Origin of the sequence: Curtobacterium sp. TC1 (assembly GCF_019844075.1) — a bacterium.
GTDB lineage: Bacteria > Actinomycetota > Actinomycetes > Actinomycetales > Microbacteriaceae > Curtobacterium.
In genome coordinates this window covers 1-23405 of sequence record NZ_CP081964.1, presented here as the reverse complement: position 1 = coordinate 23405, position 23405 = coordinate 1, and the positions used below count along the sequence as shown (strand labels likewise).

The window sequence follows — 23405 nt, the reverse complement described above, 5'->3', positions numbered from 1 at the left end:
ATGACCGCTCGCACGCTGAGCGCCGCTGTGTCCCACGTGGGCCGCATCCGCGCGAACAACCAAGACTCCGGCTACGCCGGGGCGCACCTGTTCGCGGTCGCGGACGGCATGGGCGGGCACGCCGGCGGCGACGTCGCCTCGGCGATCGCGATCCGGCGCATCCGCGAGGTCGACCGCGAGTTCCCGTCGGCGCACGACGCCGAGTTCGCGTTGCAGTCGGCGTTGATCGCGGCGAACCAGCTCATCACCGAGACGGTGTTCGAGCACCAGGAGCTCACCGGCATGGGCACCACGGTGTCCGCGATGATCCGGGTCGGCGAGCAGATCGCGATCGCGCACATCGGCGACTCGCGCATCTACCGGCACCGCGACGGTGAGCTGCAGCAGATCACGTCGGACCACACCTTCGTGCAGCGCCTGGTCGACAGCGGCCGGATCACCCCGGAAGAAGCAGCGGTCCACCCCCGCCGCTCGGTGCTCATGCGCGTGCTCGGCGACGTCGACGCCGCACCGGAGGTCGACACCGCGATCATGGACATCCAGCCGGGCGACCGCTGGCTGCTGTGCTCCGACGGCCTGTCGTCGTACCTGGCCGAGGAACGCATCCGCCACGCCCTGGCGTCGAACATGGACGCCAACCAGGTCACCCAGCGCCTCGTCAAGGAGACGCTCGACCACGGCGCCCCCGACAACGTCACCGTCGTGGTCATGGACGTCACCGCGGACGATGTCGACGACGATGACGACGCGGCCACCACCGTCGGCTCCGCGGCCGCTCCCCTGACCTTCGAGGCATCGACCGGCCGCAAGCCGATCCGCCTCCCCACGATCCTGCTGCACCCGCTCAAGGTCACCACCGCGCCCGAGGACTCGCACTTCGAGCCCGAGTCCGACCAGTTCTTCGCGGAGCTCATCGCCGAGGACCGCCGACGCCGCATCCGACGCCGGGTGTCGTGGACCGTCGCGCTCGTGGTCGCCGTCGCCGTGCTCGTCGGCGCGGTGTTCATCGGCTGGCGGATCACGCAGGACCACTACTACGTCGGCACCGACCGGGGCACCGTCGCGATCTACAAGGGCGTCCAGCAGTCGATCGGCCCACTGGCGCTGTCGGACGTCTACGAGGACACCGACATCACCGTGTCGATGCTGCCGGACTACACCCGCGAGAACGTCCGCTCGACGATCAACGCGCAGTCGCTCGGCGACGCGCGCGACATCGTCGACCGCCTCCGCAAGGCCGCCGAGACCGGGCAGGACCAAGCCGGCACCGGCGGCGACGGCGGATCCACCTCCTCGCCCTCGCCGTCCCCGACCCGGTCGTCGACGCCCTCGCCGACCCGGGGCTCGCGATGAGCAACGCCACCGCCCAGTCGTTCACCCAGGCGATCACGATCAAGCTCCGTGAACCCGCACGCGCTCGGAACCTCGAGCTCGTGCTCCTCGTCATCGCCTGCGGCATCTGCGCCGGCGCGATGGTCCTCGTGCAGCTCGGCACGAAGGGTCGGCTCTTCGACACCTCGGTGCTGTGGGTCGGCGGGGGCATCCTCGGCCTCGGGCTCGTGATGCACGTGGTGCTGCGGGTCGTCGCGAAGAACGCCGACCCGTTCATCCTGCCGATCGCGCTGGTGCTGAACGGCATCGGCATCGCCGAGATCTACCGCATCGACGTCCACAACGGCCTGTCCGGCTGGGACGCCATCGGCGTGAAGCAGATCGTCTGGACGATGCTCGCGATGGTCCTGGCGATCATCACGCTCGTCGCCGTCCGCAACCACCGGTTCCTGCAGCGCTACCGGTACATCTTCATGGCCCTGACGATCGTCCTGCTGCTCCTGCCGATGCTGCCCGGCATCGGCACGAACATCGGTGGCGCGCGGGTCTGGATCAAGATCGGCCCGTTCTCGTTCCAGCCCGGCGAGCTCGCGAAGATCACGATGGCGCTGTTCTTCGCCGGGTACCTCGTCACCGCACGTGACTCGCTGTCGATCGTCGGCAAGAAGTTCCTCGGCATGACGTTCCCGCGGGCCCGCGACCTCGGACCGATCCTGGTGATGTGGGGCGCCGCGATGGCGGTCCTCGTCTTCCAGCGCGACCTCGGCACAGCGCTGCTGTACTTCGGCCTGTTCCTCGTGATGATCTACGTCGCGACCGCCCGCATCAGCTGGGTCATCATCGGCCTCGCGCTGTTCGTCGGCGGTGCCCTGGTCGCGCAGAGCGCCCTCGAGTACGTGCACGGTCGGTTCGAGCAGTGGCTCGACCCCTTCAACCAAGAGGTCTTCAGCCGCGACACCCAGGCGAGCTACCAGCTCGTGCAGGGCCTGTTCGGCTTCGCGAACGGCGGGATCACGGGCACCGGCCTCGGGCAGGGTCGCCCGTACATCACGCCGGTCGCCAACGCCGACTACATCATCGCCTCGCTCGGCGAGGAACTCGGGCTGATCGGTGTCTTCGCGATCCTCGCGCTCTTCATCGTCCTGGCGTCGCGGGGCCTGCGCGTGGCGTTCATGGCCCAGGACGACTTCGGCAAGCTGCTCGGTGTGGGCTTCGGCTTCATCATCGCGCTGCAGGTCTTCGTCGTCGTCGGCGGCATCACCCGGATCATCCCGGTGACGGGCCTGACCACGCCCTTCATGGCAGCGGGTGGTTCCTCGCTCATCGCCAACTGGATCATCGCCGCGATGCTGCTGCGACTCACCGATTCCATCCCAGCCGAACAACGCGTCCAGCAGGGTGCGATCCCCGCCGCGAGCGGGCGGTCTGCGCGCGCGACCAGGAAGGAGCGTCGTCGATGAACCGACAGCTCCGCGGTGTCTCGACCGTCATCGTGCTCATGTTCGTCGCACTCTTCGTGTCGACGACCTCGATCCAGTTCTTCTCGGCGGACACGCTCCGCGCCGACTCCCGCAACTCACGAACCATCTTGGACAGTTACTCGACCAAGCGCGGTGCGATCCTCGTCGACGGCAGCCCGATCGCCGAGTCGACCCCCGTGGACGACCAGTACGAGTACCAGCGCAAGTACACGAACGGCGACCTGTACTCGGCCGTCACCGGGTACTTCACCATCGGTCAGGGCAACACCGGCATCGAGAGCGCGGAGAACACCGTGCTGTCCGGCAACTCGGACGCGTCGTTCTTCCAGAACCTCAACTCGATCCTCACCGGCCAGGACGTCCAGGGCGACAACGTCAACCTGACGATCGACCCCGCCGTCCAGCAGGCCGCGTACGACGCCCTCGGCTCGAACAGCGGCGCCGTGGTCGCGATCCAGCCGAAGACCGGCAAGATCCTCGCCATGGTGTCGAAGCCGAGCTACGACCCGAACACGCTCACCTCACACGACACCGCGAAGGTCAAGGAGCAGTACGACGCCCTGCTCGGCGCCTCGTCGTCCCCGCTGCAGAACCGTGCGATCGGCGGCGACCTGTACACGCCGGGATCGGTGTTCAAGCTCGTCGTCGCGTCGGCTGCCCTCGAGGGCGGCAAGTACAACCTCGACTCGACGTTCCCGAACCCGTCGCGCCTGCAGCTCCCCGGCACGAGCTCGTACATCAACAACGCCGAGGGCGGCACGTGCGGCGGCGGCGACAAGGTCAAGCTCCGCACGGCCATCCAGTACTCGTGCAACATCCCGTTCGCCGAGCTCGGACAGAAGCTCGGGTACGACGCGATCAAGAGCATGGCCGACAAGTACGGCTTCGGTGACGCCATCGAGGTCCCGATGTCCGCGACCGCCAGCCAGTACCCCGAGGTCGACTCCACCGCGCAGCTCATGCTGAGCGCGTTCGGACAGGCGAGCGTCCGGGTGTCCCCGCTGCAGATGGCCATGGTGTCGGCCGGCATCGCGAACGGCGGCAAGGTCATGCAGCCCTCGCTCGTCGACTCGATCACCACGAGCGACCTGAAGACGGTCGAGTCCTTCTCCCCGAGGCAGTACAGTGATCCGCTGTCCTCCTCCGAGTCCGCTGACCTCACCGAAGCCATGCAGAGCGTCGTGAACGCCGGGACCGGAACGAATGCCAAGATCGACGGTGTCGACGTCGCAGGGAAGACGGGCACGGCCGAGGGCGGAACAGGCGATCCCTACACCCTCTGGTTCACCGGGTTCGCGCCCGCGAATGACCCGGAGGTCGCCGTGGCGGTCGTCGTCGGAGACGGCGGCGGGCTCGGTCAGTCGGGAGTCGGCAACACAGTCGCGGCCCCGGTCGCGAAGAAAGTCATGGAGGCGGTGCTGAACAAATGAGACCCACCAGCGGACTCACCTTCGGTGGGCGGTACCAGCTCTCGTCCCGGGTCGCCATCGGCGGCATGGGAGAGGTGTGGCAGGCCACCGACCTCGTCATCGGCCGAACCGTCGCACTCAAGATCCTCAAGGACGAGTACCTCGGCGACCCCGGGTTCCTCGAGCGTTTCCGCGCCGAGGCCCGCCACGCTGCGCTCGTCAACCACGAGGGCATCGCCAACGTCTTCGACTACGGCGAAGAGGACGGCAGCGCCTACCTCGTGATGGAGCTCGTCCCCGGCGAAGCGCTCTCGACCATGATCGAGCGCGAGCACACGCTGCCGGTCGACAAGGTCCTGGACATCGTCGCGCAGACCGCGAACGCCCTGCAGGCCGCCCACGCGGTCGGTCTCGTGCACCGCGACATCAAGCCCGGAAACCTGCTCATCACGCCGGACGGCCGCGTCAAGATCACCGACTTCGGCATCGCACGCATCGCCGACCAGGTCCCGCTCACCGCGACCGGCCAGGTCATGGGCACCGTGCAGTACCTCTCTCCGGAGCAGGCGAGCGGGCACCCGGCGTCGCCGTCGACCGACATCTACTCGCTCGGCATCGTCGCGTACGAGGCCCTCGCGGGTCGTCGACCCTTCACGGGTGAGTCGCAGGTCGCGATCGCGATGGCGCACATCAACGAGCAGCCGCCGGCGCTGCCCGGGGACATCCCCGAGCCCGTCGCCGCCCTCGTGATCTCGTGCATCGCGAAGAAGCCCGCCGATCGTCCCGCCACCGCCGCCAACCTGGCGCGCGCCGCACAGGCGCTCCGCCGTGGTGACGTCGCGGCGGCCACCGTCGCCGTCCCCGCCATCGCGCAGGGCGGCACCGTGGCGTTCAACCCGCCGCAGGGTCAGGGCAACGACGCTGCCACGGCGCTGCTCGGCACCCAGTCCGGTGCGGCCGCCGGCGGTGCCGGTGGACCCGTCGGACCGCGGTCCCCGGCGACCGACGAGCCCGAGGAACCGAAGAAGAAGCGCGCCTGGATCTGGTGGGTCGTCGGCATCGTCGTCGTGCTCGCGATCGCCGGTGTCGTCGGAACGTTCGCGCTGAACGGTGCTGCAGACCCGGACCCGACCCCGTCGAAGTCCGCCTCGAAGACCCCGCGTCCGACCACGACACCGTCCGAGACCCCGTCCCAGACGCCGGTCGACACCCGCGTGACCGTGTCGGCGGCCGACTACACGGGCCAGAACGCCGAGCAGGTCGCGAACCAGCTCCGTGGTCAGGGTCTGGTCGCCGAGGTCGTCGCCGGGTCGAACGCGACGTCCTCCGACCAGGTCGGCACCGTCGAGTCGCTCAGCCCCGAGGGCAGCCTCGAGCAGGGCACGACGGTGACGATCAAGGCGTTCGGCGACGTGCTGACCGCCGAGGCCCCCGAGCGTGCGACCGGTGGCTCCGTGAGCGACTCCGGCCGCGTCACGTTCAGCTGGCCGTCCTACGACAAGTGCCCCGCCGGGTACTCCGACGTGAGCTACACGTACACGATCGACAACGGCACGGTCCCGTCGAACGGCAGCAGCTCGGGCTCGACCTCCGGCACGGCGGTCACCGTCGCGGCTGCGCAGTCCGGCACGGTGACCCTGTCCTACAAGGTGACCTGCAAGTCGCCGCAGTCCGGCACGGCGGTCGTCTCCGACTCGTCGCCCGGGGCGCAGGTCACCTGGACCGAGCCCACCGAGGAGCCCACGACGGACCCGAACGACGGCATCGACCCCACCGACGCCCCGATGGACGGCAACTGAACGACCCCCGGACGGGGACTGTCGACACCGTTCGGTAACGGTTCGGTCGACCCCTCCCGGACCAGCGTCTCACCAGGTTCGGCTGCCGTACACTAGCCCGGACGGACAGACGGAGGAGTACGTGCCAGAAGGTGTGACCGCGGGGATCACCCTCCTCGCCAACCGTTACGAGATCGGTGACGTCATCGGTCGAGGCGGCATGGCAACCGTGCACCTCGGCAACGACACCCGTCTCGGTCGCAAGGTCGCGGTGAAGCTCTTGAAGCCGAGCCTGGCCAACGACCCGGCGTTCCGCACCCGGTTCCGGCAGGAAGCCCAGGCCGCCGCACGCATGGCGCACCCGACGGTCGTCCGCGTGTACGACGCGGGCGAGGAGACCGTGACCGAGGCCTCGGGCGCCGAGGTGCAGGTCCCCTTCATCGTGATGGAGTACGTCGAGGGCCGCCCGCTCTCCGACATCATCGCCGAGGGCGCCGTCGCTCCGGCCGAGGCCGTCCGCATCACCGAGGGCATCCTCACCGCGCTCGAGTACTCGCACCGCGCCGGCGTCGTGCACCGGGACATCAAGCCCGCCAACGTCATGGTCACGCACAGCGGCCAGGTCAAGGTCATGGACTTCGGCATCGCCCGCGCCATCACCGACACCTCGGCCACCGTCGCGCAGACCACGTCGATCCTCGGCACCGCGTCGTACTTCTCGCCGGAGCAGGCCCGCGGCGAGACCGTCGACGCCCGCACGGACATCTACTCCACCGGTGTCGTGCTGTTCGAGCTCCTCACCGGCCGTGCGCCCTTCCTCGGGGACACCCCGGTGGCGGTGGCCTACCAGCACGTCAGCGAGCAGCCCGTCGCACCGTCCTCGATCACGCCAGCGGTCTCGCCGGCGCTCGACGCCGTGACCCTGCACGCTCTGGTGAAGGACCGCACGCGCCGCTTCCAGAACGCAGCAGAGTTCCGCTCGGACCTGCAGCAGGCTGCTGCGGGCCGGGTGCCGGCGTCCACCAAGAAGATCCAGCAGAACGCGGCGAACGACGCCTCGACGGTGCTGTTCGGGGTCGACCCGCGCACCACGTCGAACCCGGCCGCGGCGTTCCGCGAGCTCGACGACGACACGGCTGAGCACCGCCCGCAGCGCACGCAGAACCGTCCGCCGGTGGCGTGGATCTGGGTCGGGATCCTGCTGACGGTCGCGGTCATCGTCGGTGTGGTGTTCTTCGTCGCGAACCTGCAGCCGGGCAAGCCGCCGGTGTCGTCGTCCGTGAGCGTCCCGAACGTCACCGGGTCGACCTTCAGTGCCGCGTCCACCGCCCTCGAGAAGAAGGACCTCACGGCCGTCAAGGTCGAGGAGAACTCCGACTCGGTCGACAAGGGCATGGTCATCCGCACCGACCCCGGTTCCGGCATCAACGTGGGCCGCAAGTCCAGTGTCAACGTCGTCGTGTCCCTCGGCCCCGAGCGGGTCCCGGTACCCGAACTGAACGGGCAGTCTCAGGCAGCGGCGCAGCAGGCGCTGGACGATGCCGGGTTCCGTGTCGGCGCGATCAGTTCCGACTACTCGTCCGACGTGCCGGAGGGCACCGTGATGAGTTCCGACCCCGAGTCCGGCTCGCTCCACACCAAGGGCATCGTGATCAACCTCACGGTCTCCAACGGCAAGGTCCAGCTGCCGAACGTCACGAACCAGCAGTTCTCCGAGGCCAAGGCGTCGCTCGAGCAGCTCGGCCTCACCGTGACGCCGTCACCGTCGTACTCGTGCACGGGCGGCCTCGTCACGCAGCAGGACACCCCCCAGGGCGACATCGCCCAGGGCAGTGCCGTCACGCTGACGTACTGCGCGGCGAGCCAGCCGACCCGCGCCCCGTCGACCGACAACGGGGACGACAAGGGCGACAACGGCGGGGACAACGGCGGGGACAACGGCGGGGACAACGGCGACGGTCGCTGACCGTTCCGATCACTGACGGCGTCTCCGCGGCTCTCGAGTCGACCGCACGCATGCGCGTGCAGCGTGACGGGCCGGTAACGGGCCTCCTGTCGGCACGCTGACGGCCAGGAGGCCCGGCGCACCCCCGCCACGCGACCGCAGCTCGTCAGGTCGTCGCGTCCACTGCTGCGGCCGCCACCGTCAAGCACGACGCCGTCGTGCGTGCACTGGCAGCTCAGGCGCGGTGCGTCGCGATGAGCGGGCCGAGGCCGTCGGCGCGCTCGGCGGCACCGGACAGGCCGGTGGTCTCGAGCCAGTTGCCGACCATGCGGTAGCCGCCTTCGGTCAGGACCGACTCGGGGTGGAACTGCACGCCGTAGAGCGGGTGGTCACGGTGCTGGACGCCCATGATGACGCCGCCGCCGGTCCGGGCCGTGACGGTCAGTTCGTCGGGGACCGTCCCGTCGACGATGGCGAGGGAGTGGTACCGCGTCGCCGTGAACGGGTGCGGGACCCCGGCGAAGAGCGCACTGTCGTCGTGGTCGACCTGCGACGTCTTGCCGTGCATGAGTTCGTCCGCGTGCGTGACCGTGGCCCCGAGGGCCTCCGCGATCGCCTGGTGGCCGAGGCAGACCCCGAGCAGTGGGGTTCCGGAGGCCATCGCTGCGTGCACCGTCGGGATCGAGACGCCGGCGTCGGCCGGGGTGCCCGGGCCGGGCGACAGCAGGACGCCGTCGTACTCCGCGATGCGGTCTGCGATCTCCGACTCGGGGAAGGCGTCGTTGCGGACCACGTCCGTCTCGGCCCCGAGCTGTTGGACGTACCCGTTCAGCGTGTAGACGAAGCTGTCGTAGTTGTCGACGACGAGGATCCTGGTCATGGCGGTTCACCGTACTCGTGGGGGATGTGTGCAGCGGTCTGCGGGCCGATCCACACACGTGGTCACGGTAGGATACCGGCCATGGCCAGTGACAAGGACCGCACCAAGCCCGCCCGGAGGACCCGAGCCGACTCGGTCGACACCGCGGGGGACAGCCCCAATCCGGTGTGGTTCAAGCCGGTCATGTTCGGTTTCATGATCATCGGCCTGGTCTGGGTGATCGTCTTCTACATCTCGAACGCGACCCTGCCGGTCCCGAGCCTCGGCTCGTGGAACATCCTGATCGGCTTCGGCATCATGTTCATCGGCTTCCTCATGACCACCCGCTGGCGCTGACACCAGCCGCGAGACTTCCCGACGCCCGTCGCACCACCAGGTGCGGCGGGCGTCGTCGTTCTCCACAGGAGTTCCTGGCCTCAGCGCCCGGATCATCGAGGATCTGGGCGGTTGTCCACACTTCTCCACACTCTCCACATGGTCATCCACACCCCGACCCCGGAGTTATCCACAGCTGAGTCCACAGTGGGGATAATCACACGCGTGTAACTCACCGGTTTCTCCACACCTGTGGATAACTCTGCGGGCGCCTTGTGGACGGCGGCCTGGAGGCCCGTGGCGGCCTGGCACCGTGCCTCCCGTCCGCCGTTCGGTCGCGGAAGCGACACATGGACGGGTGGCTGCGCCGTCCCGTCCGGGAACGACGAACGCCCCGCCGCGGAAGCGACGGGGCGTTCGGTCGGACGTGTGTCCGGGTCGGGTCAGCCGATGGTGACCGCGTACCCGACTGCGGTGAGCACGATGCCGACCACCGCGGTGGCCGCGAGCAGGCCGATCTGGAGCGGCCGCTGCCGGACGTTCCGGGTCTTGGCGAACACGAAGCCCACCAGGAACCCGCCGATGATCCCACCGACGTGGGCCTGCCACGAGATGTTGATCCCCGGGAGGAACCCGACGACCAGGTTGAGCCCCATGATCACGAGGAGCTGCACGGCGTTCTGCCCGAGACTCCGCTGCAGCACGAAGAACGCCGCGAAGAGACCGAAGATCGCGCCGGACGCCCCCACGACGGTCGTGCCAGGAGCAAGGAACGTCACGAGCATCGACCCGAAGATCCCGGTGATGAAGTACAGCGCGACGAAGCGCCACGTACCGAGCATGTTCTCGAGCATCCGGCCGAAGATCCACAGCGCCCACATGTTGAACAGGATGTGGAAGATGCCCGAGTGCACGAACAGGGAGGTGACGACTCGCCACGGCTGCGTGGGCAAGAGGAACGAGTTGTAGGCCAGCAGGCTGGTGAAGAACCGGCCGCTCACCTGGTCGAGCAGCCAGATGGCGGCGGTGACCGCCACGATGACGACCGTCGCCTTCTGGTCGAGCATCGCGAAGCGCCGTCGCGCGACCGTGAACCCGCTCGGGGCTCCGGACGCGCGACGGTTCGCTGCGAACTGTGCGCGCTGTTCCCGCACGCATTCCGGGCAGTGCACCCCGACTGCCGCCGGCGTCTGGCACTCCGGGCAGATCGTCCGCCCACAGCGCTGGCAGAGGACGAAACTCTGCCGGTCCGGATGCCGGTAGCAGGTGTTGTTCGGGTTGTACGCCTGGTCGGTCACGTGAGGATCAGACGCCTTCGACGTCGATGCTCTGGATGACCACGTCCTCGACGGGCTTGTCGCGACCGTCGGTCGGGACACCCTCGATGGCGTCGACCACGGCACGGGACTCGTCGTCGGCGACCTCACCGAAGATGGTGTGCTTGCCCTGCAGCCAGGGCGTCGCCACCGTGGTGATGAAGAACTGCGAGCCGTTGGTGCCGCGGCCACCCTGGATGCCGGCGTTCGCCATGGCGAAGATGTAGGGGTTCTGGAACGTGAGCTCGGGGGAGATCTCGTCGTCGAAGCGGTACCCGGGGCCACCGATGCCCTGGCCGAGCGGGTCGCCGCCCTGGATCATGAAGTCCTTGATGATGCGGTGGAAGATGACGCCGTCGTAGAGCTTGTCGGTGGAGACCTTGCCCGTGCCCGGGTGGGTCCACTCCTGCTGGCCCGTTGCGAGGTCGACGAAGTTCTTGACGGTCTTCGGAGCGTGGTTGCCGAACAGGTTGACGCGGATGTCGCCCTTGTTGGTGTGGATCGTTGCGACAGCGGTGTGCAGAGACATGTTCCGATTCTCGCATGTACCGGCTGCGTACGGACCGGACCCACAGGTGAGGCTCCGTGACCTGTCAGGGACTCTGGTGGCAGGATGGGGTCACGCCGATCCGATGGAGGTACCAGATGACGACGATCGAGATCCCGCGCAAGCGTCGGAAGCAGATCAAGAAGCTCAAGGGCCAGACCGCCTCGCTCCTCGGAGAGCAGCGCAAGGTCCTCGAGCACGCGAACGCGATCCTGGCGGAAGCCCGGTCGAACGCAGCCGACGCAGCCCGCAAGGACATCGCCCCTCGTGTGCAGAACGCGATCGACAACGGGATCCGTCCCGCGGTCGCGACCGGGGTACACGCTGCGACGTCCGCAGCACAGAGTGCTTCGCACAAGTTCCAGTCCGAGGTCATCCCCGGACTGGTGTCGACCGCTGGCTCCGTGCTGAGCGTCACCGACCTCGCGAAGGACCCCCGGGTCAAGAAGATCGTGAAGAACGCCCAGAAGAAGGGCAAGAAGGCCAAGAAGGCTGCTGTGAAGTACGTTCCGTCGCAGCAGAAGAAGGGCATCGGCTTCGGCGGTGTCGCACTCATCATCGTCGGCGTCGTCGCCGTTGCTGGTGCTGCGTACGCCGCGTACCAGACGCTCCGTGCCGACGACGACCTCTGGGTCGCCGACGACGCTGACACGGCGGAGAAGCCCGCCGCCTGACCTCCACGGTTCGTACGAAGGGCCCCGGCACCCCGCCGGGGCCCTTCGTCGTTCCCGGGCCCGGTGCTGCGAGGACACGCCCGTCCGACGGCGCCGAGGTTCCACGACATGCCGTCCGCTACCCGCCGAGGTTCCACAGGTGGCCCGCGGCGAGCTCGAGATGCCGAGATCTCGGAACCTCGACGCAGCGGCACACGCCCGAACCGAGCACGCACGACGAACGCGCCACCGAGGCGACGGCGCGCATGGGCACAGAACGAAGCCCCTGTGCAGACGACGAAGGCGTCAACCAGGGGCTTTCACGAGTGGAGCCTGGGAGAATCGAACTCCCGACATCCTGCTTGCAAAGCAGGCGCTCTACCAACTGAGCTAAGGCCCCGGGTGTCACCGAGGTGCTCGGCGACGGGATGGAATTGTCGTGTGTTCCGGAGAACTGGTGGGGCTACAAGGACTTGAACCTTGGACCTCTTCGTTATCAGCGAAGCGCTCTAACCGCCTGAGCTATAGCCCCTCAGACCGGATGAAAGCCTACCGTACGGATCTCGCAGAACGAAATCGAGCGGTCGGCCCACCCGGCCCGGGTGTGTCAGTTGTTCGTGAAGCCGACGAGCAAGCCGCCGGTGATGCGGACACTGAGGTTGTAGAGGACACTCACGATGGCGCCGAGCACGGTGCCGACGACCACGTTGAGGATGCCCACGACGATGGAGAACCCGAGCACCTGACCCAGTGAGAACTGGTCCATGATCGAGTAACTGTTCTGCCCGGTGACGTCCTTCAACAGGGCGTCGACCTGCGTGAACACGCCCGTCTGGTTGAGGATGACCCACACCAGCGCCGTGGCGACCACGATCACGATGCTGCCGGCCAGGGCGATGAGGAAGCTGAGCTTCACCATCGACCAGAAGTCGACGTAGACCAGCCGCAACCGCACCTGGCGGGTGCCGACGGGTCGCTTCGCCTTCTTCTGGAGCTTCTCGGCGACACTACTCATTGCTTGACTGGTCCTCTCCGGCCTCGTCTTCGACGGGCGCGGTGTCGATGGGATCAGTGGAGTCCGGGGCCGCTTCGGCAGGGCTGACCGTCTCCACCGGGCCCGCGGGCTCGATCTCGGCGTCGTCCTGGTCGTCCAGGTTCCGCTCTGTGTTCCGGGCCACGGCGATGATCTTGTCGTTCTCCGCGAACCTCGCGAAGACGACACCCATCGTGTCACGGCCCTTGGCGGGCACCTCGGCCACGGCAGACCTTACCACCTTGCCCGATTGCAGCACGACGAGCACCTCGTCGTCCTCACCGACGATGAGAGCACCCACAAGGTCGCCCCGGTCCATGGCCAACTTGGCCACCTTGATCCCGAGCCCGCCACGACCCTGGATGCGGTACTGGTCGACGGAGGTGCGCTTGGCGTAGCCGCCCTCGGTCATCACCCAGACGAAACCGTCGTCCGAGACCACCCGTGCTGCGAGCAGCGAGTCGCCCTCGCGGAAGGACATGCCCTTCACGCCGGAGGTCGATCGGCCCATCGGCCGCAGGGTGTCGTTCGTCGCGGTGAACCGGAGCGACATGCCCTGACGTGAGACGAGCAGCAGGTCGTCGTGCTCGTCGACGAGCAGTGCCTGCCGGAGCTTGTCGCCGTCACGCAGGTTGATCGCGATGATGCCGCCGGTGCGGTTCGTGTCGTACTCGGTGAGCGCGGTCTTCTTCACCAGGCCGTGCTCGGTCGCGAGCACGAGGTACTGGGCGACCTCGTAGTCACGGATGTCGAGCACCTGCTGGATCTGCTCGTCCGGCTGCATGGCGAGCAGGTTCGCGACGTGCTGGCCCTTGGCGTCGCGGCCGGCTTCCTGCAGCTCGTACGCCTTGGCGCGGTAGACCCGGCCCTGGTCGGTCAGGAACAGCAACCAGTGGTGCGTCGTCGTGACGAAGAAGTGCTCGACGATGTCGTCGGCGCGGAGCTGGGCGCCCCGCACGCCACGGCCACCGCGGTGCTGCGAGCGGTACTGGTCGCTGCGCGTGCGCTTGACGTACCCGCCGCGGGTGATGGTGACGACCATCTCCTCTTCGGGGATGAGGTCTTCCATCGACATGTCGCCGTCGTAGCCGAGCATGATCTCGGTGCGGCGGTCGTCGCCGAAGCGGTCGACGATCTCCTCGAGCTCGTCGCGGATGATCGTGCGCTGCCGGGTCTCCGACCCCAGGATGTCCTGGAAGTCGGCGATCTTGCGCTCGAGTTCCTCGGCCTCGTCGTGGATCTTCTGGCGCTCGAGGGCAGCCAGGCGACGGAGCTGGAGTTCGAGGATCGCGCGCGCCTGGATCTCGTCGACGGACAGCAGGTCCATCAGGCCGGTGCGGGCCTCTTCGACGTCGGGCGACCGGCGGATGAGCGCGATGACCTCGTCGAGGGCATCGAGTGCTGCGAGGTAGCCACGCAGGATGTGCGCGCGCTTCTCGGCTTCGCGGAGGCGGAACTGGGTGCGGCGGACGATGACGTCCACCTGGTGCGCGACCCACGCCGAGATGAACCCGTCGAGCGGCAGGGTGCGGGGCACCCCGTCGACGATCGCGAGCATGTTCGCGCCGAAGTTCTCCTGCAGCTGCGTGTGCTTGTACAGGTTGTTCAGCACGACCTTGGCCACGGCGTCGCGCTTGAGCACGATGACGAGGCGCTGGCCGGTACGACCCGAGGTCTCGTCGCGGATGTCCGCGACGCCGGCGAGCTTGCCGTCCTTGACCAGGTCGGCGATCTTGATCGCGAGGTTGTCCGGGTTGACCTGGTACGGCAGCTCGGTGACGACGAGGCAGGTGCGGCCCTGGATCTCCTCGACGTTGACGACGGCGCGCATCGTGATCGAACCACGGCCGGTGCGGTAGGCGTCCTGGATGCCCTTGGTGCCGAGCACCTGCGCACCGGTCGGGAAGTCCGGTCCCTTGATCCGCTGCATGAGCGCGGCGAGGAGTTCCTCACGCGTGGCCTCGGGGTTGTCGAGCGCCCACTTCGCGCCCTCGGCGACCTCGCGCAGGTTGTGCGGCGGGATGTTCGTCGCCATGCCGACCGCGATGCCGACGGAGCCGTTGACCAGCAGGTTCGGGAACCGAGCCGGCAGGATCGCGGGCTCCTGTGTCCGACCGTCGTAGTTGTCCTGGAAGTCGACGGTGTCCTCGTCGATGTCCCGGACCATCTCCATGGCGAGCGGTGCCATCTTGGTCTCGGTGTACCGCGGAGCAGCGGCGCCGTCGTTGCCCGGCGAGCCGAAGTTGCCCTGGCCGAGCGCGAGCGGGTACCGCAGCGACCACGGCTGCACCAGGCGGACGAGCGCGTCGTAGATCGCCGAGTCGCCGTGCGGGTGGAACTGCCCCATGACGTCACCGACGACGCGGGAGCACTTCGAGAACGCACGGTCCGGGCGGTACCCGCCGTCGAACATCGCGTAGATCACGCGGCGGTGCACCGGCTTCAGGCCGTCGCGGACCTCGGGCAGTGCACGTCCGACGATGACGGACATCGCGTAGTCGAGGTAGGAACGCTGCATCTCGAGCTGCAGGTCGACCTGTGAGATGCGGTCACCGGAGACGACGATGTCCCCGCTGTCGCCGTGGACGATCTCGGGCTGCTCGTCGGGGGCGTTCTCGTTGTCGTCAGCCATTGGCTTGCGTTACCTTTCTGACGGCCGGGAGGCCGTGGTGACGTTCGTCGCGGTGGACGCGACCACAGGTGGTCCGGACCAGAGCACGCGGCTGGCACCGCGCCTCCAGGCCGGGTCGAGATGTCGAGACTGTTCAGATGTCCAAGAAGCGGACGTCCTTGGCGTTCTGCTGGATGAACTGGCGACGTGCGTCGACGTCTTCACCCATCAGCGTCGAGAACGTGCTGTCCACCGCGGCGGCGTCCTCGAGCGTGACCTGCAGGAGCGTGCGGGTGTCCGGGTTCATCGTGGTGTCCCAGAGCTCCTTGTAGTCCATCTCGCCGAGGCCCTTGTAGCGCTGGATGCCGTTGTCCTTCGGGATCCGCTTGCCGGCGGCGATGCCCGACTGCATCAGGGCGTCGCGCTCCCGGTCGCTGAACACGTACTCGTGCGCCGCGTTCGACCACTTCAGGCGGTACAGCGGCGGCTGCGCGAGGTACACGTAGCCGCGCTCGATGAGCGGACGCATGTAGCGGAACAGCAGGGTGAGCAGCAGCGTGGTGATGTGCTGGCCGTCGACATCGGCATCGGCCATCAGCACGATCTTGTGGTACCGGGCCTTGTCCGGGTCGAAGTCCTCACCGATGCCGGCGCCGAACGCCGTGATCATCGACTGGATCTCCTGGTTCGCGAGCGCACGGTCGAGCCGCGCCTTCTCGACGTTCAGGATCTTGCCGCGCAGGGGCAGGATCGCCTGGGTCATCGGGTTGCGGCCCTGCACGGCGGAACCGCCGGCGGAGTCACCCTCGACCATGAAGATCTCCGACAGGGTCGGGTCCTTCGACTGGCAGTCCTTCAGCTTGCCGGGCATGCCGCCCGACTCGAGCAGGCCCTTGCGACGCGTGGTCTCACGGGCCTTGCGGGCCGCGAGCCGTGCCTGGGACGCCTGGATCGCCTTGCGGACGACGTCGCGGGCCTGCGTCGGGTTGCTCTCGAACCAGTGCGTGAGTTCGGTGCCGACGACGCGCTGGACGAACGACTTCGCCTCGGTGTTGCCGAGCTTGGTCTTCGTCTGGCCCTCGAACTGCGGCTCGCCGAGCTTCACGGAGATGACCGCCGTCAGTCCTTCACGGATGTCGTCACCCGTGAGGTTGTCGTCCTTCTCCTTGATGATCTTCGTCTCGCGCGCGTAGCGGTTGACGAGCGTCGTGAGCGCAGCACGGAAGCCTTCTTCGTGCGTGCCGCCCTCGTGCGTGTTGATCGTGTTCGCGAAGGTGTGGACGCTCTCCTGGTACGAGGTGTTCCACTGCATCGCGACCTCGAGCGCGATCTTGCGCTCGGTGTCCTCGGACTCGAAGCCGATGACGTCCGGGTGGACGAGGTCGGCCTTCTTCTGCGCGTTGATGTACTCGACGTAGTCGGCGAGACCGCGCTCGTACATGAAGGAGTCGTTGCGAGCCTCTTCCCCTTCTTCCGGGGTGCGCTCGTCGCGCAGGTTGATCCGCAGGCCCTTGTTGAGGAAGGCCATCTGCTGGAAGCGCGTGCGCAGGGTCTCGTAGTCGAAGACGACGGTCTCGAAGATCTCGGCGTTCGGCCAGAAGGTGATCGTGGTGCCGTGCTCGTCGGACGGCTCGTCCTTGGTCAGCGGTGCGACCGGGACGCCGTCGGTGTAGCTCTGGCGCCAGACGTGGCCCTGCTGGCGGACCTCGACGTCGAGCTCGGAGCTCAGCGCGTTCACGACGGACGAACCGACACCGTGCAGACCACCGGAGACCGCGTACGCGCCGCCGCCGAACTTGCCGCCGGCGTGCAGGACGGTCAGGACGACCTGGACGGTCGAGACGCCCTCGGCCGCGTGGATGCCGACCGGGATGCCACGGCCGTTGTCGACCACGCGGACGCCACCGTCTTCACGGATGGTGACGTCGATGGTGTCGCAGTACCCGGCGAGGGCCTCGTCGACGGAGTTGTCGACGATCTCCTGGACCAGGTGGTGCAGACCGCGGGGCCCCGTCGAACCGATGTACATACCGGGACGCTTGCGGACCGCCTCGAGCCCCTCGAGCACCTGAATCTGGTCTGCTCCGTAGGACGGTTCGCTCTGCGGGGTCTCCGCGTCGAGCGGGTTCTGCGGGTCGTCTTCAGATTCTGATGCCATGTCGAGCGTGCTCCTGCCTGCGCGCGGAACGCCCGCGCACTGCACCTCCCAGTCTACCGCAGAGGCCCCTCTTTCGAGGGCTCATCCGGCCCGCAGACGGGCTTTTTTGGCACCGTAGGATGATTTCGTCGGCTCAACCGTAGGTGTCGCGAGGACCGCGCCCCTGGACCGTCCTGGGGCCGCGTTTCCAGGTGGGGACGTCCGGCCCCGAAACCCGGATCGACTCGACCCCGGCTTCCGGGTGCCGCTCGGCGATCGTCGTCGTGACGCTCGCACGCATGAGCCGGAGCTGTGTCGCCCAGGCCGTCGAGTCGCACCGGATGACCAGCGCACCATCGTCGATGGTCACCGGGGTGGAGTGCTTCGCGAGTTCCTCGCCGACGACGCTGGGCCAGTCGACGAAGAGCTCCGAGCGGGCCAGGGGTTCGGTCCACCCGAGTTCGTTGGCCAGGGATCCGACGACGTCGCCGAGTCCCCGGGGTTCACGGCCACGGCCGTAGGGGACGGTGTCGGCGTCGAACTCGCGGGAGCGACGGCGGCGGGCGTCCACCCCGCGCTTCGACGGGTCGCCGAAGACGGCGCGGAGGTGGCGGTAGACGCGGGACGGTTCCGTCGGCTTCCAGGGGCGGGGCATCAGGAGTCGGCTTCCGGCGGCGTCGGCGTCGCGTCGGTCGCTTCCGTCGCGTCGGTCGCGTCGGCCGCGTCGGCCGCGTCGGTCGCGTTGGTCGCGTTGGTCGCGTTGGTCGCGTCCGTCTCCGGACTGGAGGCGCGGCTCGCGCCCGCCTCGTCGGTCACGATCGTGCCCGCCTCGATCCGCACCGTGTGCGCCGCCAGCTGCGCGGGGACGTCGCCGAACACCGCCGCCGTGATGAGGACCTGCTCGTAGTCCGCCACCGCGTTGCCCAGCCGTTCGCGTCGGGATTCGTCGAGTTCGGCGAACACGTCGTCGAGGATGATGATCGGGTCACCGAGGTTCGACTCCGCCCGCAGGATCGACGCGCTCGCCAGCTGGATCGCGAGCGCGAACGACCAGGATTCACCATGACTGGCGTATCCACGGGCAGGTAACCCGTTCAGCTGGAACAACACGTCGTCGCGGTGCGGGCCGACGAGGGTGAGTCCGCGGTCGAGTTCGTCCCGGCGGCGTCGCTCGAGTGCCGCCGCGAACGCCTCGGCCGCCGCCGCGACCGTGACCGGCTCGTCCGGTGTCCCGAGCACGGGGTCCGTCGCAGCCGCGGCCTCCGGGTCACCGCCGCGGATGGAGCGCACCCCGGCGATGGAGGCGTCGTGGTGCTCACCGGCGACCGTCGCGTAGGCCTCGGCGACGAACGGTGCGAGCCGCCGGGTCAGGTGGTCGCGCGCGGCGACGATCTCGGCACCGAGTCCGACGAGTCGGTCGTCCCAGACGTCCAGCGTCGACAGGGCGTTCGCCTTCGCTCCCGTGGCCCGGGCCGACTTGAGCAGGGTGTTCCGCTGTCGGAGCGTCCGGTCGTAGTCGGCCAGGACCCCTTGCATCCGCGGTGCGATCTGGCCGAGCAGCTCGTCGAGCATGCGTCGGCGGCCGGCCGGCTCGCCGCGGACCAAGGCGAGGTCCTCGGGCGCGAAAAGCACGGAGGTGCAGTAGCGCGGGAGTTCACGGGGCTTGATCGCCGACCGGTTCACCTGCGCACGGTTCGCACCCGTGCGGTTGATCTGCACCTCGGCGAGGATGCTGCGGTCCTCGTGCGCGAGTCGTGCCCGGACGATCGCGGCGTCACAGCCCTGCCGCACGAGTGCGGCATCGGTGGGGACGCGGTGGGACCCGAGCGTGGACAGGTACCCGATCGCCTCGACCAGGTTGGTCTTGCCCTGCCCGTTCCGTCCGACGAACAGGTTCGGCCCGCGTGCGAGGTCGACGTCCGCCTCCCGGTAGTTCCGGAAGTCGGTGAGTTGGAGATGGTCGACGTGCACGCGGGCCGAGTCCGGGTTTCCCCGGGTGGTCCTAGGACTTCTTGACGGCGTGACCGCCGAACTGGTTGCGGAGCGCCGCGACGGCCTTCATCGTCGGGGACGCGCTGCCCTGACGCGAGACGAAGCGCGCGAAGATCGACGCCGACAGTGCCGGCATCGGCACGGCGAGCTCGATGCCCTCTTCCAGCGTCCAGCGACCCTCGCCCGAGTCCTCGACGTAGCCCTCGAGCTCGTCGAGCTTCGGGTCTTCGTTGAGGGCCAGGACCATGAGGTCGAGCAGCCAGGAACGGACGACCGTTCCGCGCTGCCACCCGGCGAACACCGCGGGGACGTCCGTGATCAGGTCCTTGGCCTCGAGGAGCTCGTAGCCCTCGCCGTACGCCTGCATGATCGCGTACTCGATGCCGTTGTGGACCATCTTGGCGTAGTGACCGGCGCCGATCGGGCCGGCGTGCGAGAAGCCCTCTTCGCGCGGGCCCTCGGGGCGCAGTGCGTCGAAGACCGGCATCGCGAACTCGACGTCCTTGACGTCACCGCCGACCATGAGGCCGTAGCCGTTGTCCTTGCCCCACACGCCGCCGGAGACACCGACGTCCATGTACCGGATGCCGCGCGCACCGAGCTGCTCGGCGTGCGTGGTGTCGTCGAGCCACTTCGAGTTGCCGCCGTCGATGACGAGGTCGCCCTCGTTCAGGACGCCGGCGAGTTCGGTGATGACGTCGTCGGTGATCTTGCCGTGCGGCACCATCACCCAGACGAGTCGCTGACCCTCGGGCAGGGCGCTCGCCAGGTCTGCGAGGCTCGCGACGTCGGAGACGGCGGGGTTGGCGTCGTAACCGGTGACCTCGATCCCTGCGTTGCGGAGACGGGCACGCATGTTGTTGCCCATGCGACCAAGGCCGACAAGACCGATGTGCATGATTTCCTCTTCTGTTTCGTCGTCGCGCTGAGGCCGAAGGTGGTGGGTCAGCGCAGTGTTCCTGTTGCGCCTATCGCAGCAGCAGGTTGGGCTGCAGCAGGTACCGGTATCCATCGGTCGCGGCAGCCTCTTGCGAAGTCTGGCCGGTGATCAGCACCGGGCCCGGCTTGTTGGGGTTCTCCGTCTTGGTGAAGGAGATGCGGACGAACTCGGAGTGCACCGCGTTCAGTCCGTCCAGGAGGAAGGCGGGCTTCAGCGAGACCACCGTTTCCTCTCCGGTCAGCAACGCACTGATCGACTCTGACGCCTGCGCTTGTTCGGATCCGATCGCCTCGAGCGTGAGCCCGTCGACCGTGAAGGAGAACCGGAGCGCTGCTTCGCGCTCCAGGACGAGTGAGACCCGTCGGACGGCTTCGACCAGCTCGGCGGTGTTGATGACCGCGTGGTCGTTGACGTTCTCGGGGAAGAGCCGACGGACCGGCGGGTAGTTGCCCTTGATGAGCAGGGACGTGACGGTCTTGTCGTCGGCGTGGAACGCGATGAGCTCACGGTCCGAGTTGCCGCTGATCGACACCGAGACGGTTGACGCCGACCCGAAGGTCCGGCCGACCTCCTGCAGGGTGCGGGCCGGGACGAGCGCGTGCAGCGGGTCCGATCCGACGCGGCCGGAGTCCCACGCGATGGTCCGGACGGCAACGCGGTAGCGGTCGGTGGCGATGAGCGACAGGTCGTTGTCGCCGACCTCGAGCTGGACACCGGTGATGACGGGGGTGACGTCGTCGCGGCTCGCGGCGACGGCCACCTGCGACACGGCTTCGGAGAACGCGTCGCCGGGGATCACCCCGGTCTGCGGACCGATCTCGGGCAGCGTCGGGTACTCCTCGACCGGCATGGACAGCAGCGTGAAGTGCGCCGATCCGCAGGAGACCGAGATCTTCGAGTCCTCGGTCGTGAAGGTGACCGGGGCGTTCGGCAGTCGGCTCGCGATGTCGTTCAGGAGCCGGCCGGAGACCAGGACCGTGCCCGGGTCGTCGATCTGCGCGGAGATCGACGTCTGCGCCGAGACCTCGTAGTCGAACGACGAGAGCGTCAGACGATCGCCGTCGGCGTGGATCAGGACACCCGACAGGATCGGGAGGGTCGTGCGCTGTGGGAGGAGTTTCACCGCGAAGGAGACGGCTTCGGAGAAGACGTCCCGGTTGACCTCGAACTTCACAGCTGGAACCCCTGTCGATCGGCTTGGACTGTCCGGCCGCCCCATTCTGGCACAGGCGGACGTGGGCCGGATTTCTTGTCATCCAGCCGTCCACAAGGTTGTCCCGCGGAGATGGATCGTTAACCAGGAGTAATGGTGTTAACGCCTGTGCACACTGTGGATAACCCTGTGCATGCCGCTCGGCCGTAGGGAACTACACCGTTGTGACTTGTGGGTGGTCTGTGGGGGGCATCGGGATGAATGAATCTCATCTATCCACTTCCATCCCCAGTTTCCACAGGATGCCCCCTCGCTGTGAACAACCGGGCGGCGTGTCCTCCACAGTTATCCACAGGCTATCCACACTGTGAGAACTCCGGCCCATGGAACCGTCTCAGATGGTGGATGCGCCCGGAGACGGGCCGATCTCAGCGGTAGCGACGGTCCTGCTTGATGCGGCTCGTGAGCTCGGTGACCTGGTTGTAGATCGACCGGCGCTCCTTCATGAGCTCCGTGATCTTCTTGTTCGCGTACATGACCGTGGTGTGGTCGCGGTTGCCGAACAGCTGCCCGATCTTCGGCAGGGACAGGCTCGTGAGCTCGCGGCACAGGTACATCGCGATCTGCCGAGCGGTGGCGATCGCCTGGGACCGGGACGAGCCGTACAGGTCGTCGACGGAGAGCTTGAAGTACTCCGCGGTGTGGTTGATGATGTCCGTCGGCGCGACGACGTTGTCCTCGTCGAGGGTGATCAGGTCCTTGAGGACGGTCTGCACCAGGGCCATGTCGACGGCCGTCCGGTTCAGGCTCGCGAACGCCGTGACGCGGATGAGCGTCCCCTCGAGCTCGCGGATGTTGCTCGACACCTTCGACGCCATGAACTCGAGGATGTCGTCGGGTACCTGCAGGTGGTCGGACTGCGCCTTCTTGCGGAGGATCGCGATGCGCGTCTCGAGCTCGGGCGCCTGCACGTCGGTGATCAGGCCCCACTCGAAGCGGGAGCGCATGCGGTCCTCGAACCCGGTCAGGTGCTTCGGTGCCACGTCGGACGTGATGACGACCTGCTTGTTGTGGTCGTGCAGCGTGTTGAACGTGTGGAAGAAGGCCTCCTGCGTGGAGTCCTTCCCCTGCAGGAACTGGATGTCGTCGATGAGCAGGATGTCGATGTCGCGGTAGCGCTGCTGGAACTGGTTCGAGCGGTTGTTCGCGATCGAGTTGATGAAGTCGTTGGTGAACTCCTCGCTCGACACGTACCGGACGCGGATCCCCGGGTAGAGGCTCTCGGCGTAGTGCCCGATGGCGTGGAGCAGGTGGGTCTTGCCCAGCCCGGAGTCGCCGTAGATGAAGAGGGGGTTGTAGGCCTTCGCCGGTGCCTCGGCGACCGCGACCGCTGCGGCGTGCGCGAAGCGGTTCGACGAGCCGATGACGAAGTTGTCGAAGTTGTACTTCGGGTTGAGCCGCGACTCGGGCCGTCCGCTCGTGCCCGGGGAGTCGATCTGGCTCGGGACGAAGGGTGCCTCGATGTACTGGCGGGGTGCGGCGCTCTGCTCCACCGCTTCCTGCACGGGCTCGGCGTACTCCGGCACGTTCGGGTCGACGCGCGGTTCGGACGCCATGTCCGGGTTCACGGTGATGGCGAAGTTCGCGACCGTGTCGTCCCCGATGCGTGCGACGGCCTCGGTGATCGGGATGCGGATCCGCTGCTCGAGCATGCCGCGGGTCAGGTCGTTGGGGACCTCGAGGTACAGGGTGCCGGCGAGGACGCCCTTCGGTTCGACCAGGTTGAGGAACCCGTGGAGCTGCGGCGTGATGCGGGGGTCCTCGGCGAGGATTCCGAGTACGGATGACCAGAGGTCCTCGACGGGGTCGGCCGGCATCGTCAT

18 protein-coding genes and 2 tRNA genes are annotated in these 23405 nt (G+C 67.8%); 7 read left to right on the top strand and 13 right to left on the bottom strand.

Going from position 1 to position 23405, the window contains the following annotated elements; translation table 11 throughout:
• From KZI27_RS01180 to pknB, 5 genes are all read left to right on the top strand, one after another.
• A complete protein-coding gene (locus tag KZI27_RS01180; RefSeq protein WP_222658979.1) occupies nt 1-1353 on the top strand; it encodes a Stp1/IreP family PP2C-type Ser/Thr phosphatase in 1353 nt (450 codons plus the stop codon).
• Nucleotides 1350-2792 carry an FtsW/RodA/SpoVE family cell cycle protein gene (locus tag KZI27_RS01175; RefSeq protein ID WP_222658978.1) on the top strand — a complete coding sequence of 481 codons (1443 nt, stop codon included), beginning with the start codon at nt 1350-1352 and terminating at the stop codon, nt 2790-2792. The genes KZI27_RS01180 and KZI27_RS01175 overlap by 4 nt, the downstream gene beginning before the upstream one ends.
• Nucleotides 2789-4243, top strand: coding sequence for a peptidoglycan D,D-transpeptidase FtsI family protein (locus KZI27_RS01170; RefSeq protein ID WP_222658977.1), 1455 nt, complete (start codon nt 2789-2791; stop codon nt 4241-4243). The genes KZI27_RS01175 and KZI27_RS01170 overlap by 4 nt, the downstream gene beginning before the upstream one ends.
• Nucleotides 4240-6021 (top strand): serine/threonine-protein kinase, encoded by a 1782-nt coding sequence (locus tag KZI27_RS01165; RefSeq protein ID WP_222658976.1) that lies wholly within the window; start codon nt 4240-4242, stop codon nt 6019-6021. The genes KZI27_RS01170 and KZI27_RS01165 overlap by 4 nt, the downstream gene beginning before the upstream one ends.
• A gap of 121 nt (nt 6022-6142) precedes the next feature.
• Nucleotides 6143-7966 (top strand): Stk1 family PASTA domain-containing Ser/Thr kinase, encoded by a 1824-nt coding sequence (gene pknB, locus KZI27_RS01160; RefSeq protein ID WP_261784005.1) that lies wholly within the window; start codon nt 6143-6145, stop codon nt 7964-7966.
• Nucleotides 7967-8180: 214 nt separating this feature from the next.
• On the opposite strand, the gene KZI27_RS01155 is transcribed toward pknB, so the two are convergent.
• The gene (locus tag KZI27_RS01155; RefSeq protein ID WP_123311272.1) at nt 8181-8825 is read right to left on the bottom strand and encodes an anthranilate synthase component II; all 645 of its coding nucleotides are present in this window, start codon (nt 8823-8825) and stop codon (nt 8181-8183) included.
• An 81-nt stretch (nt 8826-8906) separates the two neighbouring features.
• Between KZI27_RS01155 and KZI27_RS01150 the strand changes: the two genes are divergently transcribed.
• Nucleotides 8907-9161, top strand: coding sequence for a cell division protein CrgA (locus KZI27_RS01150; RefSeq protein WP_123311274.1), 255 nt, complete (start codon nt 8907-8909; stop codon nt 9159-9161).
• A 422-nt stretch (nt 9162-9583) separates the two neighbouring features.
• Here the strand turns inward: KZI27_RS01150 and KZI27_RS01145 are convergent, their stop codons facing one another.
• Nucleotides 9584-10207 (bottom strand): rhomboid family intramembrane serine protease, encoded by a 624-nt coding sequence (locus tag KZI27_RS01145; RefSeq protein ID WP_261784004.1) that lies wholly within the window; start codon nt 10205-10207, stop codon nt 9584-9586.
• 238 nt (nt 10208-10445) lie between these two features.
• The gene (locus KZI27_RS01140) at nt 10446-10985 is read right to left on the bottom strand and encodes a peptidylprolyl isomerase (protein WP_027466924.1); all 540 of its coding nucleotides are present in this window, start codon (nt 10983-10985) and stop codon (nt 10446-10448) included.
• Between the two features lie 116 nt (nt 10986-11101).
• Here KZI27_RS01140 and KZI27_RS01135 point away from each other — a divergent pair, with 116 nt between their 5' ends.
• Nucleotides 11102-11677 carry a hypothetical protein gene (locus tag KZI27_RS01135; protein ID WP_123311278.1) on the top strand — a complete coding sequence of 192 codons (576 nt, stop codon included), beginning with the start codon at nt 11102-11104 and terminating at the stop codon, nt 11675-11677.
• A gap of 306 nt (nt 11678-11983) precedes the next feature.
• Here KZI27_RS01135 and KZI27_RS01130 read toward each other — a convergent pair.
• From KZI27_RS01130 to dnaA, 10 genes are all read right to left on the bottom strand, one after another.
• A tRNA-Ala gene (locus KZI27_RS01130) sits at nt 11984-12056 on the bottom strand.
• Nucleotides 12057-12111: 55 nt separating this feature from the next.
• A tRNA-Ile gene (locus KZI27_RS01125) sits at nt 12112-12188 on the bottom strand.
• 75 nt (nt 12189-12263) lie between these two features.
• Nucleotides 12264-12671: a DUF3566 domain-containing protein gene (locus KZI27_RS01120; RefSeq protein ID WP_027466922.1), complete on the bottom strand. Its 408-nt coding sequence runs from the start codon at nt 12669-12671 to the stop codon at nt 12264-12266.
• A complete protein-coding gene (gene gyrA / locus KZI27_RS01115) occupies nt 12664-15321 on the bottom strand; it encodes a DNA gyrase subunit A (RefSeq protein WP_222658974.1) in 2658 nt (885 codons plus the stop codon). The genes KZI27_RS01120 and gyrA overlap by 8 nt, the downstream gene beginning before the upstream one ends.
• Before the next feature lie 133 nt (nt 15322-15454).
• A complete protein-coding gene (gene gyrB / locus KZI27_RS01110) occupies nt 15455-17458 on the bottom strand; it encodes a DNA topoisomerase (ATP-hydrolyzing) subunit B (protein WP_222658973.1) in 2004 nt (667 codons plus the stop codon).
• A gap of 133 nt (nt 17459-17591) precedes the next feature.
• Nucleotides 17592-18092 carry a DUF721 domain-containing protein gene (locus tag KZI27_RS01105; RefSeq protein WP_123311284.1) on the bottom strand — a complete coding sequence of 167 codons (501 nt, stop codon included), beginning with the start codon at nt 18090-18092 and terminating at the stop codon, nt 17592-17594.
• Nucleotides 18092-19408 (bottom strand): DNA replication/repair protein RecF, encoded by a 1317-nt coding sequence (recF, locus tag KZI27_RS01100; RefSeq protein ID WP_222658972.1) that lies wholly within the window; start codon nt 19406-19408, stop codon nt 18092-18094. The genes KZI27_RS01105 and recF overlap by 1 nt, the downstream gene beginning before the upstream one ends.
• Before the next feature lie 31 nt (nt 19409-19439).
• Nucleotides 19440-20327 carry a phosphogluconate dehydrogenase (NAD(+)-dependent, decarboxylating) gene (gene gnd, locus KZI27_RS01095; RefSeq protein ID WP_222658971.1) on the bottom strand — a complete coding sequence of 296 codons (888 nt, stop codon included), beginning with the start codon at nt 20325-20327 and terminating at the stop codon, nt 19440-19442.
• Between the two features lie 70 nt (nt 20328-20397).
• On the bottom strand, nt 20398-21543 hold the full coding sequence (gene dnaN / locus KZI27_RS01090; protein WP_111083683.1) for a DNA polymerase III subunit beta: 1146 nt from the start codon (nt 21541-21543) through the stop codon (nt 20398-20400).
• 407 nt (nt 21544-21950) lie between these two features.
• Nucleotides 21951-23405, bottom strand: coding sequence for a chromosomal replication initiator protein DnaA (gene dnaA / locus KZI27_RS01085; RefSeq protein ID WP_123311288.1), 1455 nt, complete (start codon nt 23403-23405; stop codon nt 21951-21953).